This window comes from Acinetobacter sp. WCHA45, from assembly GCF_002165255.2.
Classification (GTDB): domain Bacteria; phylum Pseudomonadota; class Gammaproteobacteria; order Pseudomonadales; family Moraxellaceae; genus Acinetobacter.
Genome location: NZ_CP028561.1, coordinates 1,596,867 through 1,612,132, shown reverse-complemented (window position 1 = coordinate 1,612,132; position 15,266 = coordinate 1,596,867). Strand labels below are relative to the sequence as shown.

The following is a 15,266-nucleotide window of genomic DNA, read 5'->3' as shown; positions in this document are numbered from 1 at the left end:
TTTTATAAAATGAAAAGTATTTTGACGATAAGAGATAATATTTCTGAACTAGTTAACATTATCCATAAAAATCAGAAGGTTGAGGATCTAGAAATAGCAATTAAAGATTTAGTTTCTTTAATGTTAAAGGATTATCCTTATTTAAAACCGCCAAAATTTTCAATTATTCCGACAAAAACTTTAGCATTTTCTGTTTGGTATGAGGAACCAAATGCAATTACAGAGACATTACTGATTGAGCAAAATGGTTTTACTGCTTATTTATGGAGGTGTGATGACCAAAAATGGTATTTGGATGATTTAGATTCTGAACCTCATGAAATTGCTCGCAAATTAATAGAAAATATACCCGTATTTCACTCTATTCCTGAAAATCCTAAAGAGATTAAGCATTTACTTGAAATTGGATTAATATATTTTAATCCGACTTTATTTCCTTGTTTTTCAAACAAAAATTTAGAAGACTGTAGAGAAGTACTGACATGGGACGATCGCTTTTTATTAGTAGGTACTCAACTGAAGAATCTTAAGCTTTATAGCCATGAAGAGTGGAAAGCTTTGACTGATAGAGAAAACTACCATTTAAACTGAGGTTCTATTTATGCCACTACTACATGATTTTGTTTTATTGAATAAAAATGAATTCTCTTATGATGATTGCTGCGAGCTAGTCGGTAAGGTTTCTTATGATGTTTCAATCCATGATGATCTTATTGTTTATTTTAATGATTTTTTAAAATGGATACCTACCTATAATCCAAGTTTAAAAGTTTGGCATACTGGGTTAAATTATTATGGTGTAACAGTGATTGATGGAGATGGGGCTAAAGAAGCATTTCAATTGTTTTCTAGTCTAGTTAATGTTTTAAAGTTATCACCAAAAGTTTTAACGTTAACAGGCGCATATACTTTTGTTCATGCATATGATGATGTGATTGACCCAAATGAAAATGTTGATCGTATTTTACGAGAAACAGCAGGTTATGAAAAAATCATTATGCAAAAGAGTGACGTGATAGGACAATTTAAAATATTGGCAGAACTTATGCAGAAGATCATTCATTCTAATAATAGTTTGTATGTTCTACATTTGGGTATTTAAATTTAGAGGAACATTTCTATTCGTACAGAATGTTCCTTATATTTAATCACCAATAACCCAACACTTTCCACCAAAGTCCGCCAATCACCATAAAGATGATGATATTGACGACACTCATGACAAAGTTCTCTTTCCACCATGCGCTAAGAATGGTTTAGTATAATACAAATCACTTATCAAACGCTCAGGCAACATGATACATTTTAGCCTGATTTATATAACGATAAATATGGTATGGCTCAATTTTCATGGCAACGCCTAAGACGGTTTGTTTACAACAATCTGCATGATGATGACTATAAAAGTAAAGTAAGTACCTGTGTCAACTATGTACTGATTTCCCTGATCATTGCCAATGTTGCAGCGGTGCTACTGGAGTCGATTAATGAAATCTATAAGCTGTACCAACCTTATTTTGATTTGTTTGAAAATATCTCAATCCTGATTTTTAGTGGAGAGTATTTATTAAGGCTATGGAGCATCGTTGAGAAAAATCCACAGGAATCAGCATGGAAACAACGGTTTCGCTGGATGAAAAGTGGCGGGGCGATTATTGACCTAATGGCGATTTTACCTGCGTACTTGAACTTCTTTGTTCATATCGATTTGCGTTTTTTACGAGTTCTACGTTTATTCCGCTTACTCAAACTGACCCGATATTTTGTTTCATTACAGATATTATTAAGGGTAATTCAACGAGAAAAAGGTTCATTTCAGGCGGTTATTTTCATCTTGGTCATTATGATTGTGATGACGGCATCCGCAATTTACGTGGTGGAAAATAAAGCCCAGCCTGAAGCATTTAGCTCAATTCCAAAAGCAATGTGGTGGGCGGTTGTTACATTGACAACAGTGGGCTATGGTGATGTAACGCCTGTCACCAATTTAGGGCGTATCCTGGGTGCATTCATTACAATACTGGGTGTCGGTATTGCAGCTTTGCCCGCAGGTATTTTAGCTTCAGGCCTTGCCAATGAATTAAACCAGCGCAATCAAAGACTGGAACAGGAGTTTCGTGAAGCCTTGCAAGCCGATGAGCTGGACTTGTTGCATGACCAAGTTGAAATTGAACGAATTCGGAAAAAAGTGGGTTTACCAAAAGAGCAGACTCATGAAATTATCATCCAGTTGGTTAGGGAGAAGCTGCTTGAAGATCAGCAACAGGAAAAAAAGAAATATCATTACTGTCCGCATTGTGGTGAAAAATTATCCGAATAAACCTCAAGTTTAATGAAAAATAGAGTTGAGGATCAATTTTAAGAATCGAGTCATGTTAAGACAAAATAATAAAATTAGAGGAGATTATATGAGTCAAAAACTGATGTTGTGTTGTGCGGCATTTATTCTTATGTTGATTTTAATCATTTCAGGTATTCATCCATTTGACCGTGGTACATGGGTGATGGAAGTTGTTCCTGTTCTCGTTGTTTTACCTATCTTATTTGCAACTTATTCCAGATTTCCACTAACTAATCTCTTGTATAGCCTAATTTTTTTGCATGCAATGGTATTAATCGTAGGTGGGGCATATACCTATGCACGTGTACCTCTAGGTTTTGAGATCGCTCAATGGTTCAGTTTAGATCGAAATCCTTATGACAAGATTGGACATTTTATGCAGGGTTTGGTGCCTGCCATAGCTGCACGGGAAATTTTGATTCGACATCAGATTTTAGCCAAAGGGAAAATGCTTAGTTTTATTGTGATCTGTATTGTACTAGCCATTAGTGCGACTTATGAATTGATTGAATGGGCAGCTGCGTTAGCGCTTGGACAAGGTGCGCAAGAGTTTCTTGGTACACAAGGATATGAATGGGATACCCAGTCTGATATGTTTTTTGCCTTAATTGGAGCGATCGCAGCCTTGTTATTCTTATCTAAATGGCATAACCAACAACTCAATAAATTGATCAGTTCATATCGATAAACTGATCAATCTGTCATTAAGAAACGACAGATTCATTTTTCTGTGAGTATTTTGCATACGCCAGTGCAATGAGCAGAATTGCCAAACCACCCAGGCTTAAAACAAAACCCACCCAGATCGGTGCTAACCAACCCATATTATGGCTAAGTACCCATCCTCCAAGAAATGCGCCTAAGGCATTGGCTAAATTAAATGCGGAATGATTTAATGATGCCGCTAATGTTTGTGCATCGCCTGCGATGTCCATTAAATGTGTTTGTAATGCGCCACCTAATCCAATCACAGTGAAACCAATCAGAAATAAGGCTGTAATCGCAGTATAGAGATTAGACATCATAAAACTTGCAAGTACAAAGGCGAGTGCAGAACTCACCAAAATTCCAATCATCGTTCTAAATAGGCTTTTATCTGCTAGCCAGCCTGAAACGAGACCTCCAATCACCATACCAACACCCCAAATGGCTAGCGCAATCGGGACGATACGAATATCGGCGTGTGTATATTCAGTTAAAATTGGAGATACATAACTATAAACAGAGAACATGCCGCCAAAACCAACTGCACCCACTGCAAGCGTTAGCCACATATTGATGTTTTTTAGACCTGCCAATTCCGCTCTAATACTGGCTGACTTTTGTGGTGCAATATTGGGAACGAAAAGGCTGACACCGATTAAAGTAATAAAGGCAATCACGGCAGAAAACTCAAAACCAGATTTCCAACCAAATTGCTGACCAAGCCAAGTTGCAATAGGAACACCAATCACATTGGCAAGGGTGAGTCCCATCATTACTTGTGCAATCGCAGTAGCTCTACGTTGTTTTCCTGCCAATTCGGCTGCAACTAATGCGGCTACACCAAAATAAGCACCATGAGGAAAGCCTGCAATAAAACGGGATATCAGCATAGCTTCAGGTGTTGTTGCGAAGGCAGTGGCGGCATTGGCTAAACCATAAAATAACATCAAGCTGAGTAATAGCGTTTTACGCGGTACTTTAGCTCCTAAAATTGCAATAATCGGTGCGCCAACCATAACACCAAGCGCATAGGCGCTAATGAAATAGCCTGCATGTGGAACACTGACATTTAAATCAGTAGCGATTTCTTGAATCAACCCCATAGCAACAAATTCAGTCGTTCCAATACAGAAACTACCAACTGCCAAGGATAAAATCACTAGAAAAAGAGAGAAATTAGGTTGAGGAGATAAATTTAACAACTGTTTTAATCAGAACATAGAGAGATCTAAATTATAACCATCAAGATACTTTAGATCTTAAGCTTATCGTATTGATTGTGCATATTTATCAGATTTCGTAGAGCCTTTTGGCTATACCTTGGCAATTCATAGAAGTAAAAAGATGGCTGATTACAGAGAACTACTTAAAACTAATTTTTCGACGAATCTGTATTTTATTCCAGCTTATAGGCCTGAGTTAAATCGAATCGAGATGGTATGGAAGCAGATGAAATATGATTGGCGAGATTTTCAAGTCATGACAGCTGATAAAATAGAGCAATGAGTGGAGAAAGTATCAAACCAATTCGGAAAAGAATACATGTTTACTTTTTGATGACAACCTATAATCAGTAAATCAATAAAAGAAGAATGGGTATTGAGCATGTATTTGGCAGCCTGAAAACCTTCAAGATCCTTGCCGAACGTTATCGAAATAGAGGCAAAAGACTCGGTTTGAGATTCAATTTAATTGCTGGAATCTATAACTTGGAGCTGAGTAAAAAATGATTTATGAAAGAAGTCTATTATAAAAAAGTTTTAATTATTTATGTCAAATCATAAAAGTAGAAATAGTCGCAACTACTTCTACTTTAATTAGAGGATGTATCAGGCTTAATGCGGTGGTAGCAACATAATAACTGCTTGATTCAGTAACAATACGATATCTTCTAAAATATCCGTATGATTAAATTCTTCATCAAATGTTAAGCTTGCACCATCTGCAATTTGTTTCAGTTGTGCTTGGAAAGATTGAGAAATACAGATATTTTCCCCATTTGCCCAAAAGTCTAATAATTGATCTTGTTGTCTATAGAGCAATCTTGATGCAGGTTCTAGAATAAGTTGATAGCCGCTATTAATAACTTCAAGTAAATCATCTACCACAATTTCATCTGGCTCAGGAATGCTATTGGGATATTTAGACTCACTCATGTATGCCATGATCGCAGCATCAAATTCTGGTGCTTGAGTGAGATAATCAAGTAATTGAGTCTTGAGATAAGAAAATTCGGAATTATTTATCTCTCCAATAGCATTTGTTTTTATGCGAGTAATATCCACGAGAGGATTTGTTAAGACTGAGTTTTTTGCGAATTGTTCACTGAGTCGATCTGTCATTTCAGCTAAATTTGGCATACGGAAGCCAAATGAGAAAGTTAAACAATCATCCTCGGCAACGCCATAATGAGCAAGACCAGGTGGTACATATAATAGATCGCCAGGTGCAAGTACCTCATCAAAATTTACACTCATTTGAGAAAGGAGTTTTAATGGTTGATCTGCAACAAACTCTGTTGATTCATCACACATTTGACCGAGTTGCCAACGGCGATGACCATGCCCTTGTACAAGGAATACATCATAGAAATCGAAGTGCTTACCAACAGAGCCACCTTTAGGTGCATAAGAGACCATGATGTCATCGCGGCGCCATTGAGGAATAAATGGAAATTTTTTCCAGAGCTCAGCAATATCAAAAGAATAATGGTCCACCGCTTGAACCAAGATAGTCCAAAGATTCGGTAACTTTTGGAAATCGCCTTTAGTGAGTGGTGATGATTTTACATGCCATTCATTTGGATTTTTATTTTTTTGACGAATCAAGCGAGCACTGACATCTTCTTCTAGCGCTAGTTCCTTGACATCTTCGGGTTCTAATAAACCCATAATTTCAGGCATTGCATTGCGAACTAACAATGGTTTTTTTTGCCAATATTCATTCAAGAATTGTTCTGCGGTAATACCGCCGAGTACCGCTAAGGATTCAGACATGTCAAAGAGACCAGCAACTTAAAAATTATGGTGTATTCTCTATTGAGTTGAATATCGGTGCAAGTCTTGTGATGATTGTAATTAAATCTATAAGAAATTAGGTTTAAAAGCTTCAGAAAGTATTTAATCTTGATCAATTAGAAGTGGACTCGTTCACAGCCTTTCAAAAAAACAGTATGCTTAAGATGCAGAAAGGAGCATACATGTATCAAGTACTGGCAAGAAAATACCGTCCTCGTAATTTCAATGAGTTAGTTGGGCAAAACCATGTTTCTCGTGCTTTAACCAGCGCATTAGAACGTGGGCGTTTGCATCATGCTTATTTGTTTACAGGAACGCGCGGTGTCGGGAAAACCACGATTGCCCGTATTTTAGCCAAGTGTTTGAACTGCGAGACAGGCGTGACGTCAACGCCGTGTGAAGTTTGTGCAACTTGTAAGGCGGTAAATGAAGGTCGTTTTATTGATTTAATTGAAATCGATGCGGCATCTCGGACCAAGGTTGAAGATACCCGCGAGTTACTCGATAATGTGCCTTATGCGCCAACGCAGGGTCGCTTCAAGGTCTATCTGATCGATGAAGTGCATATGCTTTCAACGCATTCATTTAATGCCTTGCTCAAAACTCTGGAAGAACCACCAGAGCATGTGAAGTTCCTCTTTGCAACGACAGATCCACAGAAATTGCCGATCACCGTCATCTCGCGCTGTTTGCAATTTACCTTACGTCCTTTGGCTGTTGATGAAATTACGGAACATTTGACAGCAATTTTAAATAAAGAGCATATCGAAGCCGATCAAGATGCGATTTGGCAAATTGCAGAATCTGCACAAGGTTCATTACGTGATGCCTTGTCTTTAACAGACCAAGCAATTGCCTATGGTCAAGGTGCAGTCCATCATCAAGATGTTAAAGATATGCTCGGTTTGATTGACCGAACCATTATTTATGATTTGATTTTGGCAATCCATCAAAATCAGCAAGCACGGGTAAGTCAGCTCCTTCTACAATTTAGACAGCAAGCTTTAGATGTGTCCTTGGTTTTAGACCAATTGGTTTCTACCTTGCATGAATTGGCGTTGTTGCAATATTTACCTGATCTTGCACTGAAATATAGTGAAGAAATTAACCAGAAGATTCTACAATTGTCGAAACTCATTTCTGCCCAAGATTTGCAGTTGTATTATCAAATTGCCTGTAAAGGTCGAGCTGAGTTGCAACTTGCGGTGACGCAAGAGCAAGGCTTTGAAATGACGGTGTTGCGTTTACTGGCGTTTAGACCGTTGAATTTGAATGAAGTTATCGTAACTGCAACACCTGTTACGCAAATTACAGCGCCTGAAGCGCATCAGCCTGTACAGGATTCAAGTACAGAAAATCAGTTTGCATTTCAGCAAGAAGCGGTTAGCGTTGAACCTGAACCTGAACCTGAACCTGAACCTGAACCTGAACCTGAACCTGAACCTGAACCTGAACCTGAACCTGAACCTGAACCTGAACCTGAACCTGAGCGTATAATTCAGGATGAAAATGTCATGGTTTTTAATACGGCGGATGGGCAACTGATTGGGTTGGATCATTTAGCGATACATCAGCAAAATGCTCATTCCAGTGAATTCACAGAATCAAATGAGGTATTGATCTTTCCCGTAGAAGAACAAACTGAAGTTACACAAATCATCAATCAAGCACCTGAGCTAAACGTTAAGGCTGAACCTGAATTGTTTGAAGAAACATTTATTGCTACGGAACAGCAAATTGAAAACCAATTTGCCATGCCTGTGGTTGATGTAGTTCAACAGGTTGAAACGATGCATTTGGTAGACCAGACCAATCTCATGCCTCAAGATATTCTTAAACTTCGTGAACAGGTTTTGGAGGGCGAGTGGAATCTGGATAAATGGGAATATTGGTTTAGAAATAGTGAACTTTCGCCAGCCGTTCAGGAGTTGGCACAGCATGGCATTATGCAGGGGCATATTAATGGTTCATCTGTGTTTCATATTCCGCAGAAATATGAGGGCATGTTGTCGCAATTGCAGCATGGTTTGGAGGATGCATTAAAAGAACAATGGCCACAAACGCTGTTCAGTGTTCAATATGGTGCTGTTAATTCCAATACGCCTTTAGTTATGCAGAATGAGCGTAAAGAAAGAGCTTATCATCGGGCGATCGAATTATTAAGCAAGGAACCCACAATCAAAAGCCTAGTGGAAACTTTTGATGCAGAGTTACATAACATTCAATTGAAATCTTAACGATTCTAAGTAAGATGCAAAACGGAAACGTTTTGCCTCTATTCATTTATAAGGTCAGCAGCAAATATTCGAAGAGTGTAGAGCGCATTGCATCTGGAATTGCTGTACTTTTTCGACTTTCTCTGTCTACAAAGACATGGACAAAATGCCCTTGAGCTGCAGCTTCGTGCTGACCTTGTTTAAAGATCGCCAGTTCATATCTAAGTGATGAATTTCCAATTTTGCCAATCGCTACACCAACTTCAATGATTTCTGGAAACGACAGTTCCTGTAAGAAACTACAGGCTGAATCCACCACTAAGCCAATAACTTCATTGTTGTGAATGTCAAATCCTGTTTTTTGAATCAGTAATGAATTAGCTGCGGTATCAAAATAACTATAGTAGGTCACATTGTTCACATGACCATAAATATCGTTATCGGCCCAACGGGTTTGGATTGGAAAAAAGAATTTAAATTGTTCGCGTCGTTTTAAAGTCGGTTTGCTCATGCATAAATCGCCTGATAAATCTGTAATGCGTCTTGCTCGGTCATTTCCCTTGGATTGTTCTGCAACAATCTGGTTTGTAGCATTGCATCTTTTGCTAACTGAGGTAATTTCGCCTCAGGAATGTCTAAATCTTTTAATTTCAATGTTAACCCACTCTGGTCCAAATGATTCTGCATATGATCAATAAATAGATCACATAAACCATCTGTGCAACCTGTACTACGTGGATCTAACAGTTGCATAAGCTCTGCATAGTGATGCTTGGCTTTGGGTGCATTAAACTTAAGCACTTCAATTAAAACTAAGGCATTGGTATGTCCGTGTGAAAGATGGAAATGTCCGCCCAATGGATAGGCGAGAGCATGGACCGCCGCGACTGGGGCATTAGCAAATGCTTGACCAGCAAGCATTGAGCCGACCAACATATTTTGGCGAGCTTCTAAATCAGCACCATTTTTCAATACTTTAGCTAAATTATGATTTAATAATTTCAGTGCATTTTGGGCTAACATATCTGCATAGAAGTTTTTTTTAAAATTTGAAGTATAGGCTTCAATTGCATGTACCATCGCGTCAATACCTGTTGCAGCCGTGATGTGAGCAGGCAGACCTTGTGTAAAAGTTGCATCTAAAATGGCCACATCGGCATATAAAATTGGTGCTACCACACCCATTTTAGTGGTTGCACCTGTTGTAACAATTGAGATTGGTGTGACTTCTGAACCTGTTCCCGCTGTTGTTGGAATAAGAATGAGTGGCAAACGAGGGGATTTGGCTTGGTTTACACCATAGATTTCACTCAGTTTTTGCTGTTGTTTAGGGTGTGCGAGCAAGGCAATGATTTTAGCCACATCCATGGAACTACCACCACCAAAACCGATGATCACATCAATTTGCTCTTGTGTCGCAAAATCAACAGCTTCTAAAACAATATGTTCAGGTGGGTCGGCCTGAATATCGGAATAAATGATAGTCTCAAGACCTATCTGATCCAGAATGTCTAGAATGGGTAAATGAAGCTGGTGCTGAATCATGCCAGCATCAGTGACCAGAAGCGCTTTTCGATAATCATGTTGTGACAAGATGGTTCTAAGTTCCTGTATTGAACCTAAACCTGCAATAATGTTGGGAACGGTCTGGAACTGAAACTGGTTCATACGTACATCCTTATTTCTATCTTTTGACAAATCATCGTCCATACCTGACCCATGTCGCAATCATAGACAAAATGCCAACAAATTCTAATAAATACAACATTTTTATATAAGGCAACTATAGGTTTCACTGCCCAAATAAATTACCATAAGATGTTCTAAAAAGTGTAGTTTTGAGGTGATTATGCCATCCCCAATACCGTACAAGGTATTATGTGTCTGTTTAGGAAATATATGCCGTTCACCCACAGCGGAAGCAATTCTCAGACATTATTGTGATGCGCATGGTTTAAATGTATCTGTCGATTCGGCGGGTACGAGCAATTACCACCCAAACAAGGCACCTGATGCGCGAAGCCAGAAACATGCGCTACAGCGTGGCTATGATTTATCGGGCTTACGTGCCAGACAAATTCGTCTTGAGGATTTTATTGAGTTTGATCTTATTCTTGCGATGGATCATGAAAATTTTCATGATATTCAGGCATTAATATCAAAAGCGGTAAATCAATTCGGTGCTGATCAAATTCGAGCCAAGATCGCATTGATGAGTGAGCATGACCCTCATTTTAACCAGCAGGCAGTGCCTGACCCTTACTACGGTGGATCGGATGGATTTGATCGAGTACTTGATCAATGTGAATCTAGCAGCCAAGCATGGGTTAACGTTTTTAAAAAGCAAATGAAAGTAGGGTAATAGGATTTAATTTAATATGCAGGTACAAGCACAAGTTCAGCTTAAAAACTTAAATACATTAAATTTGAGTGCTATTGCTTCGCATTATGTTCAAATCAATCATCCTGATGATGTGATCGAGGCATTAAACTTTGCTGAGCAACACAATTTGAATGCTTTGATTTTATCTGGTGGAAGTAATGTGTTATTACCCCAACAGATTCAAGCTTTGGTGTTGCATTTAAATATACAAGGGATAAATGTTCTCGCTGAAGATGAAAATACCATCACAGTAAAAGTGGGTGCTGGGCAAGTATGGCATGACTTTGTGTTGTACAGCACTCAACAACAATGGTTTGGTTTGCAAAACCTCGCACTCATTCCCGGCTTAGTGGGTGCATCACCTGTGCAGAATATTGGTGCCTATGGTGTTGAAGTTGGTGAGTTTATCGATTCTGTTCAAGTCTATGATCGTCAACTAAAAGTATTTGATTCTATTTCAGGTTTAGACTGTCACTTTGCTTATCGCCATAGTATTTTCAAAGATTATCCAAACCGCTACATCATCGTCAGTGTTACTTTCAAACTATTAAAAAAAGCTGATTTGAAGTTGAGTTATGGTGATCTTAAACAAGCTGTTGGAGAGGAATTCACCGCTGAAAATTTACAAAATCAGGTGATTCATATTCGTCAAAGTAAATTGCCCGATCCAAAAGAATTTCCAAATGTTGGAAGCTTTTTTAAGAATCCAATCTTGACTGAAGCTGAATTTGGCAAAATTGCTCAACATTTTCCAAATATTCCCCATTATCCTCAAACACATAGCAATGTTAAAGTTGCAGCGGGTTGGTTGATTGATCAAGCAGGTTGGAAAGGTAAACAACTTGGTTCTGTTGGAATGTTTGATAAACAGGCATTGGTGTTAGTGAATTATGCAGATGCGACATTAGCTGATGTTAAAAATACCTATCAAACTGTACAAAGTGATGTAAAACAGAAATTTAATATTCAATTAGAACCTGAACCAGTGTTGTATAGTGAGCAAGGCTTAATCCAAGCGCATCATGTATAAGGAATTTTATGGATAAAGTACATTGGATGATTGGCTTAGTACGAATCATAACTATATTTTTCGTGCTATTAGGCTGCTTTGTACTTTTTTTATATTCGCCATTTTATTCGCAATTGGTTGTAAAGGGGCTAAACCGATTTGTACCTGTTGATGTGAATGAAGTTGCTGCACAAAGTCAGAAACCAGCTGCATTAAGCGAGCATGAAACTTTGGAGCCGGGGTCTAATTTGTGGATTGCGCGCCAAGCTTATCTCAAGTTAATGGAAAAAACATTTCGGTCTGAAAAACCTGAAGATTTAAGATTAATTCAAGCACGTTATAAATTATTACAACAACTGATTACCGAAGAGCAAGAACGTGAAAATGTAGAAGAAAACCAGCAGACCAATATTCCATTAATGGAGGAGAAATCAGAACAGGAACAAGAGAGTTCTGCTTTAGCAGCAAGTACGCCAATGGATTTTTTACAGTGGAATACGCCTGATAATCAGGCTTTAATGGGAAAATATATTGCTTTTTTAGAAACATATCCTGTTGAGTTACCTGTTTATTCAGATGAAAAAGACGAGACAAATAAAGATTTAGTCGATCTGAAGAAGAACAAGGATGGAATGAACGAGTCGCAAGGATTGTCTCAGCCATATGCAATTGTTGTTTTAGGCGGTGGCTTGACACTTGGTGCAAATGGTAAAGATATTGTTGTAAATAACTATACACGTCTTCGATTAGAAAAAACTTTGCAAGTCGAAAAGCAATATCCTCTTCCTATTGTTTTAAGTGGTGTTGAAGCACCTTATATGCAAGCTTGGCTGAAAGAACGCGGTATAGAAGCGAAGCTTCTAGAAAATAGAAGTATGAATACCTGTGAAAACTCCAGATTTAGTTCATTATTACTGCAAAAGAAAGGTGGCGCACCGACAGTCATTCTCATCACAGATGAATATCATATGCCACGAACAAGACGTTTATTTGCACTCAATGGAATTGAAACTGTTCCTGTGATCGCACCGATGCCAACAACATTGACAGACTGGCGACCAAGTGAACAAAATTATGATCACAGTCGTCGTGCTAACTATGAATTGCTAGCTACGATTCGTGATACGCTTTTTGGCTCAGGTGATTGTCGAGAGATACCATAATATGTCCAATATTCCATTTTTAAATCCGACAATACTCAAACAATTGGATTTACCTATCCCCAATAGAGAAACAACGCCTCAGCTTTTAGAGTCGCTTGATTTATCAAAAATAATAGAACCTTCAAAAGCACTACAAGCCTATAGAAAGCTTTATGGTTTAGATTTACTTGAATGTGAACACTGGCAAGGTTATGTTGAAATGCCATTATTTCGTTTACATGTACAAGTATTTCAACCTCAACGCGAAAAGATTTTAGGTACGGTATGCTTATTACATGGATACTTAGAACATAGTGGTATTTATCAACCCATCATAAAAGAAATTCTTGATCAAGGATTCAGTGTTATTACATACGATTTGCCCGGTCATGGATTAAGTAATGGTTCACCAGCAAGTATTCAGAATTTTGACCATTACCAGCAAGTATTGCATGCAGTTTATGATGTTGTTCGTAGTGCTAAACAACTACCAAAACCATGGTTAGGAATAGGGCAAAGTACTGGTGGTGCGATTTGGATGCATCATTTACTTGAATTTGCTGAGCGTAGAGAAGATCCGATCGTTAATCGAGTGTTGCTCTTATCGCCATTGATTCGACCTGCAAAAACAGCTTGGTGGCATAATTCTGTTGGCTTAGGAATTATTCGTCGTATAAAGAGCCAAGTACCACGACATTTCCGTCGTAATAATCATAATCCTGAGTTTTTAAGATTTATTCGCCTAACTGATCCATTACAGCCTCGAATGATGGGGATGGATTGGATTTTAGCAATGTCCAAATGGATGTTAGAAATGGAACATCGACCTGCATGTCGTATTCCTGTATGGCTTGCTCAAGGTGCACTCGATCAAACGGTAGATTGGCGTTATAACATTGAATATATTCGCCGAAAATTTAGATTACAGACCTTGTTGATGTTGGAAGAGGGTTCACATCAATTGATTAATGAGCGTACAGATATTCGAGCTGCTTTGACTGGATTGATTCCTGCATTTTTACATGCAAAACCAAATCACCACTATTACTAGTGGTGATTTTTTATAATCTACTGGCAATGAGCTTGTGCAGGGCTAGCCATAGGCAGGAGATTCCTATTATTCAACAATAGAGAAACCTTGCTAAGAACCGTGATATACCACAAGTAATGAATTGTTAGAGTTGAGAATTATTCTCTTAAATCAGCTAAAATTCACTTCAACCTATCTTGATAAATTTTCCGATTTTTTCAGTCTACATTTGTTGATAAGGCTCTTAATTTGTTGCATTCCCTGAATATCCAAACCCGATTGAGTGGTTTCTACCTATTCTACTATTCCATAGTGGGTACATTCATGCCTTATTGGAACTTGTATCTACAAGATCAAGGTTTTAATTATCAAGAAATTGGTATTTTGTCTTCAATTGCGATTATTACTCGTTTTTTTGCACCGCTGATTTGGGGCTGGATTGCTGATAAGTCAGGCAAACGAATGTTGCTAGTGCGTATTGCAACATGGATGGAAGCCTGCATCTGGTTTGCCATCTTTGTCATCCCGAATAGCTTTCAATCTGTTGCACTACTCATGCTGATCTTTAGTTTCTTTCAAAATGCAATTTTGGCGCAATTTGAAGGCGTTACTTTATTCTGGTTGGGGGATAAACGCGCAGAGCTTTATGGAAAAGTTAGAAAGTGGGGATCTGTTGGCTTCATATTAGGCGTATTCATTATCGGAGCTTTATTAGAAATTATTGAAATTTCAATGCTACCCATTTTACTTCTAGCGGTTTCTTTTTTAGCTTTTTTGTGGTCATTTAGCATTAAAGAACCTGAACATGCGCCTAGCTCGCAAAAAAAACTAGAATCTATAATACCTATTTTAAAACGACCTACTGTGGCTGCATTTTTTGCGATTGAATTTGTTTTATTATTCTCACAAGCGCCATTTTATAGTTTTTATAGTAATTTTTTAAAAGAGATTGGGTTTAGCACGACACAAATTGGAACGCTGTGGGCAACAGGCGTAATTGCAGAAATTATCATGTTTGCCATAGCGCAAAAAGTTTTCTTTACTCGTTTCTCTTGGCGGACACTAGTTGCAGTATGCTTGATTTTGACAAGTTTACGCTGGTTTTTGGTTAGTATATTAAACACACATTTTTTGGGTCAGTTATTTGCTCAATGTTTACATGCCTTTAGTTTTGGATTATTTCACTTAATTGCAATGAAAGTGATTTTTCAAAATTTTTCAGCTGAGCAACAAGGGCGGGGACAAGCACTTTACAGCACCATGTGGGGGTTAGGGGTTGCATCTGGAAGTCTATTAGCTGGGCATTATTGGCAAGTGTTTTCAGGCGCAACAATTTTCTTATATGCAAGTGGTATCGTACTCGTCGGTTTGTTTTTAGTATTTTGGCTGCCGAATCAATTGGAAACGGCAGCTAAAACTTAGG

General features: G+C 38.2%; 14 protein-coding genes and 3 pseudogenes. 12 read left to right on the top strand and 5 right to left on the bottom strand.

What is annotated here, in order from left to right; translation table 11 throughout:
* Positions 1-9: 9 nt before the first annotated feature.
* Both CDG55_RS09210 and CDG55_RS09205 read left to right on the top strand, forming a co-directional pair.
* Positions 10-591: a hypothetical protein gene (locus CDG55_RS09210; RefSeq protein ID WP_087536171.1), complete on the top strand. Its 582-nt coding sequence runs from the start codon at positions 10-12 to the stop codon at positions 589-591.
* Positions 592-601: 10 nt separating this feature from the next.
* Positions 602-1,102 carry a hypothetical protein gene (locus CDG55_RS09205; protein ID WP_005160485.1) on the top strand — a complete coding sequence of 167 codons (501 nt, stop codon included), beginning with the start codon at positions 602-604 and terminating at the stop codon, positions 1,100-1,102.
* 46 nt (positions 1,103-1,148) lie between these two features.
* Here the strand turns inward: CDG55_RS09205 and CDG55_RS09200 are convergent.
* Positions 1,149-1,256 (bottom strand): annotated as a pseudogene (locus tag CDG55_RS09200) (2-oxoglutarate/malate translocator); the annotation flags it as partial.
* 80 nt (positions 1,257-1,336) lie between these two features.
* On the opposite strand from CDG55_RS09200, the gene CDG55_RS09195 reads away from it, so the two are divergent.
* Together CDG55_RS09195 and CDG55_RS09190 are read left to right on the top strand one after the other, a co-directional pair.
* Entirely contained in the window at positions 1,337-2,320 is a 984-nt protein-coding gene (locus CDG55_RS09195; RefSeq protein ID WP_087536170.1) for an ion transporter, read from the top strand.
* An 88-nt stretch (positions 2,321-2,408) separates the two neighbouring features.
* A complete protein-coding gene (locus tag CDG55_RS09190) occupies positions 2,409-3,029 on the top strand; it encodes a DUF2238 domain-containing protein (protein ID WP_087536169.1) in 621 nt (206 codons plus the stop codon).
* A gap of 16 nt (positions 3,030-3,045) precedes the next feature.
* On the opposite strand, the gene CDG55_RS09185 is transcribed toward CDG55_RS09190, so the two are convergent.
* The gene (locus CDG55_RS09185; protein ID WP_087536168.1) at positions 3,046-4,248 is read right to left on the bottom strand and encodes an MFS transporter; all 1,203 of its coding nucleotides are present in this window, start codon (positions 4,246-4,248) and stop codon (positions 3,046-3,048) included.
* 121 nt (positions 4,249-4,369) lie between these two features.
* On the opposite strand from CDG55_RS09185, the pseudogene CDG55_RS09180 reads away from it, so the two are divergent.
* A pseudogene (locus CDG55_RS09180) lies at positions 4,370-4,552 on the top strand (transposase); the annotation flags it as partial.
* A gap of 95 nt (positions 4,553-4,647) precedes the next feature.
* Positions 4,648-4,776, top strand: a pseudogene (locus CDG55_RS09175) (IS5/IS1182 family transposase); the annotation flags it as partial.
* A 105-nt stretch (positions 4,777-4,881) separates the two neighbouring features.
* On the opposite strand, the gene CDG55_RS09170 reads toward CDG55_RS09175, so the two are convergent.
* On the bottom strand, positions 4,882-6,042 hold the full coding sequence (locus tag CDG55_RS09170; RefSeq protein WP_005160475.1) for a cupin domain-containing protein: 1,161 nt from the start codon (positions 6,040-6,042) through the stop codon (positions 4,882-4,884).
* Between the two features lie 203 nt (positions 6,043-6,245).
* On the opposite strand from CDG55_RS09170, the gene dnaX reads away from it, so the two are divergent.
* Complete coding sequence (gene dnaX / locus CDG55_RS09165) at positions 6,246-8,300, top strand: DNA polymerase III subunit gamma/tau (protein WP_111313920.1); 2,055 nt, start codon at positions 6,246-6,248, stop codon at positions 8,298-8,300.
* Between the two features lie 46 nt (positions 8,301-8,346).
* Here dnaX and CDG55_RS09160 read toward each other — a convergent pair whose 3' ends face one another.
* Positions 8,347-8,790, bottom strand: a complete 444-nt coding sequence (locus tag CDG55_RS09160) for an acyl-CoA thioesterase (RefSeq protein ID WP_087536166.1) — start codon at positions 8,788-8,790, stop codon at positions 8,347-8,349.
* On the bottom strand, positions 8,787-9,947 hold the full coding sequence (locus tag CDG55_RS09155) for an iron-containing alcohol dehydrogenase (RefSeq protein WP_087536165.1): 1,161 nt from the start codon (positions 9,945-9,947) through the stop codon (positions 8,787-8,789). Before CDG55_RS09155 ends, CDG55_RS09160 begins: the two co-directional genes overlap by 4 nt.
* A gap of 181 nt (positions 9,948-10,128) precedes the next feature.
* Between CDG55_RS09155 and CDG55_RS09150 the strand changes: the two genes are divergently transcribed.
* The 5 genes from CDG55_RS09150 (at position 10,129) to CDG55_RS09130 (ending at position 15,265) form a co-directional block, all read left to right on the top strand.
* Positions 10,129-10,641, top strand: coding sequence for a low molecular weight protein-tyrosine-phosphatase (locus tag CDG55_RS09150; protein ID WP_087536164.1), 513 nt, complete (start codon positions 10,129-10,131; stop codon positions 10,639-10,641).
* Positions 10,642-10,657: 16 nt separating this feature from the next.
* Positions 10,658-11,692 (top strand): UDP-N-acetylmuramate dehydrogenase, encoded by a 1,035-nt coding sequence (gene murB / locus CDG55_RS09145; RefSeq protein WP_087536163.1) that lies wholly within the window; start codon positions 10,658-10,660, stop codon positions 11,690-11,692.
* 8 nt (positions 11,693-11,700) lie between these two features.
* The gene (locus tag CDG55_RS09140) at positions 11,701-12,834 is read left to right on the top strand and encodes a YdcF family protein (RefSeq protein ID WP_087536162.1); all 1,134 of its coding nucleotides are present in this window, start codon (positions 11,701-11,703) and stop codon (positions 12,832-12,834) included.
* Position 12,835: 1 nt separating this feature from the next.
* Positions 12,836-13,864 (top strand): alpha/beta hydrolase, encoded by a 1,029-nt coding sequence (locus CDG55_RS09135; RefSeq protein WP_087536161.1) that lies wholly within the window; start codon positions 12,836-12,838, stop codon positions 13,862-13,864.
* 228 nt (positions 13,865-14,092) lie between these two features.
* On the top strand, positions 14,093-15,265 hold the full coding sequence (locus CDG55_RS09130; RefSeq protein WP_213066140.1) for an MFS transporter: 1,173 nt from the start codon (positions 14,093-14,095) through the stop codon (positions 15,263-15,265).
* Position 15,266: the final 1 nt, after the last annotated feature.

Excerpts from the sequence above, each read along its gene's own strand:
- CDG55_RS09210 (WP_087536171.1), top strand. The coding sequence starts at position 10 with ATGAAAAGTATTTTGACGATAAGAGATAATATTTCTGAACTAGTTAAC.
- murB (WP_087536163.1), top strand. The coding sequence starts at position 10,658 with ATGCAGGTACAAGCACAAGTTCAGCTTAAAAACTTAAATACATTAAAT.
- CDG55_RS09150 (WP_087536164.1), top strand. The coding sequence starts at position 10,129 with ATGCCATCCCCAATACCGTACAAGGTATTATGTGTCTGTTTAGGAAAT.
- dnaX (WP_111313920.1), top strand. The coding sequence starts at position 6,246 with ATGTATCAAGTACTGGCAAGAAAATACCGTCCTCGTAATTTCAATGAG.
- CDG55_RS09135 (WP_087536161.1), top strand. The coding sequence starts at position 12,836 with ATGTCCAATATTCCATTTTTAAATCCGACAATACTCAAACAATTGGAT.
- CDG55_RS09160 (WP_087536166.1), bottom strand. The coding sequence starts at position 8,790 with ATGAGCAAACCGACTTTAAAACGACGCGAACAATTTAAATTCTTTTTT.
- CDG55_RS09170 (WP_005160475.1), bottom strand. The coding sequence starts at position 6,042 with ATGTCTGAATCCTTAGCGGTACTCGGCGGTATTACCGCAGAACAATTC.
- CDG55_RS09195 (WP_087536170.1), top strand. The coding sequence starts at position 1,337 with ATGGCTCAATTTTCATGGCAACGCCTAAGACGGTTTGTTTACAACAAT.
- CDG55_RS09205 (WP_005160485.1), top strand. The coding sequence starts at position 602 with ATGCCACTACTACATGATTTTGTTTTATTGAATAAAAATGAATTCTCT.
- CDG55_RS09190 (WP_087536169.1), top strand. The coding sequence starts at position 2,409 with ATGAGTCAAAAACTGATGTTGTGTTGTGCGGCATTTATTCTTATGTTG.
- CDG55_RS09155 (WP_087536165.1), bottom strand. The coding sequence starts at position 9,947 with ATGAACCAGTTTCAGTTCCAGACCGTTCCCAACATTATTGCAGGTTTA.
- CDG55_RS09140 (WP_087536162.1), top strand. The coding sequence starts at position 11,701 with ATGGATAAAGTACATTGGATGATTGGCTTAGTACGAATCATAACTATA.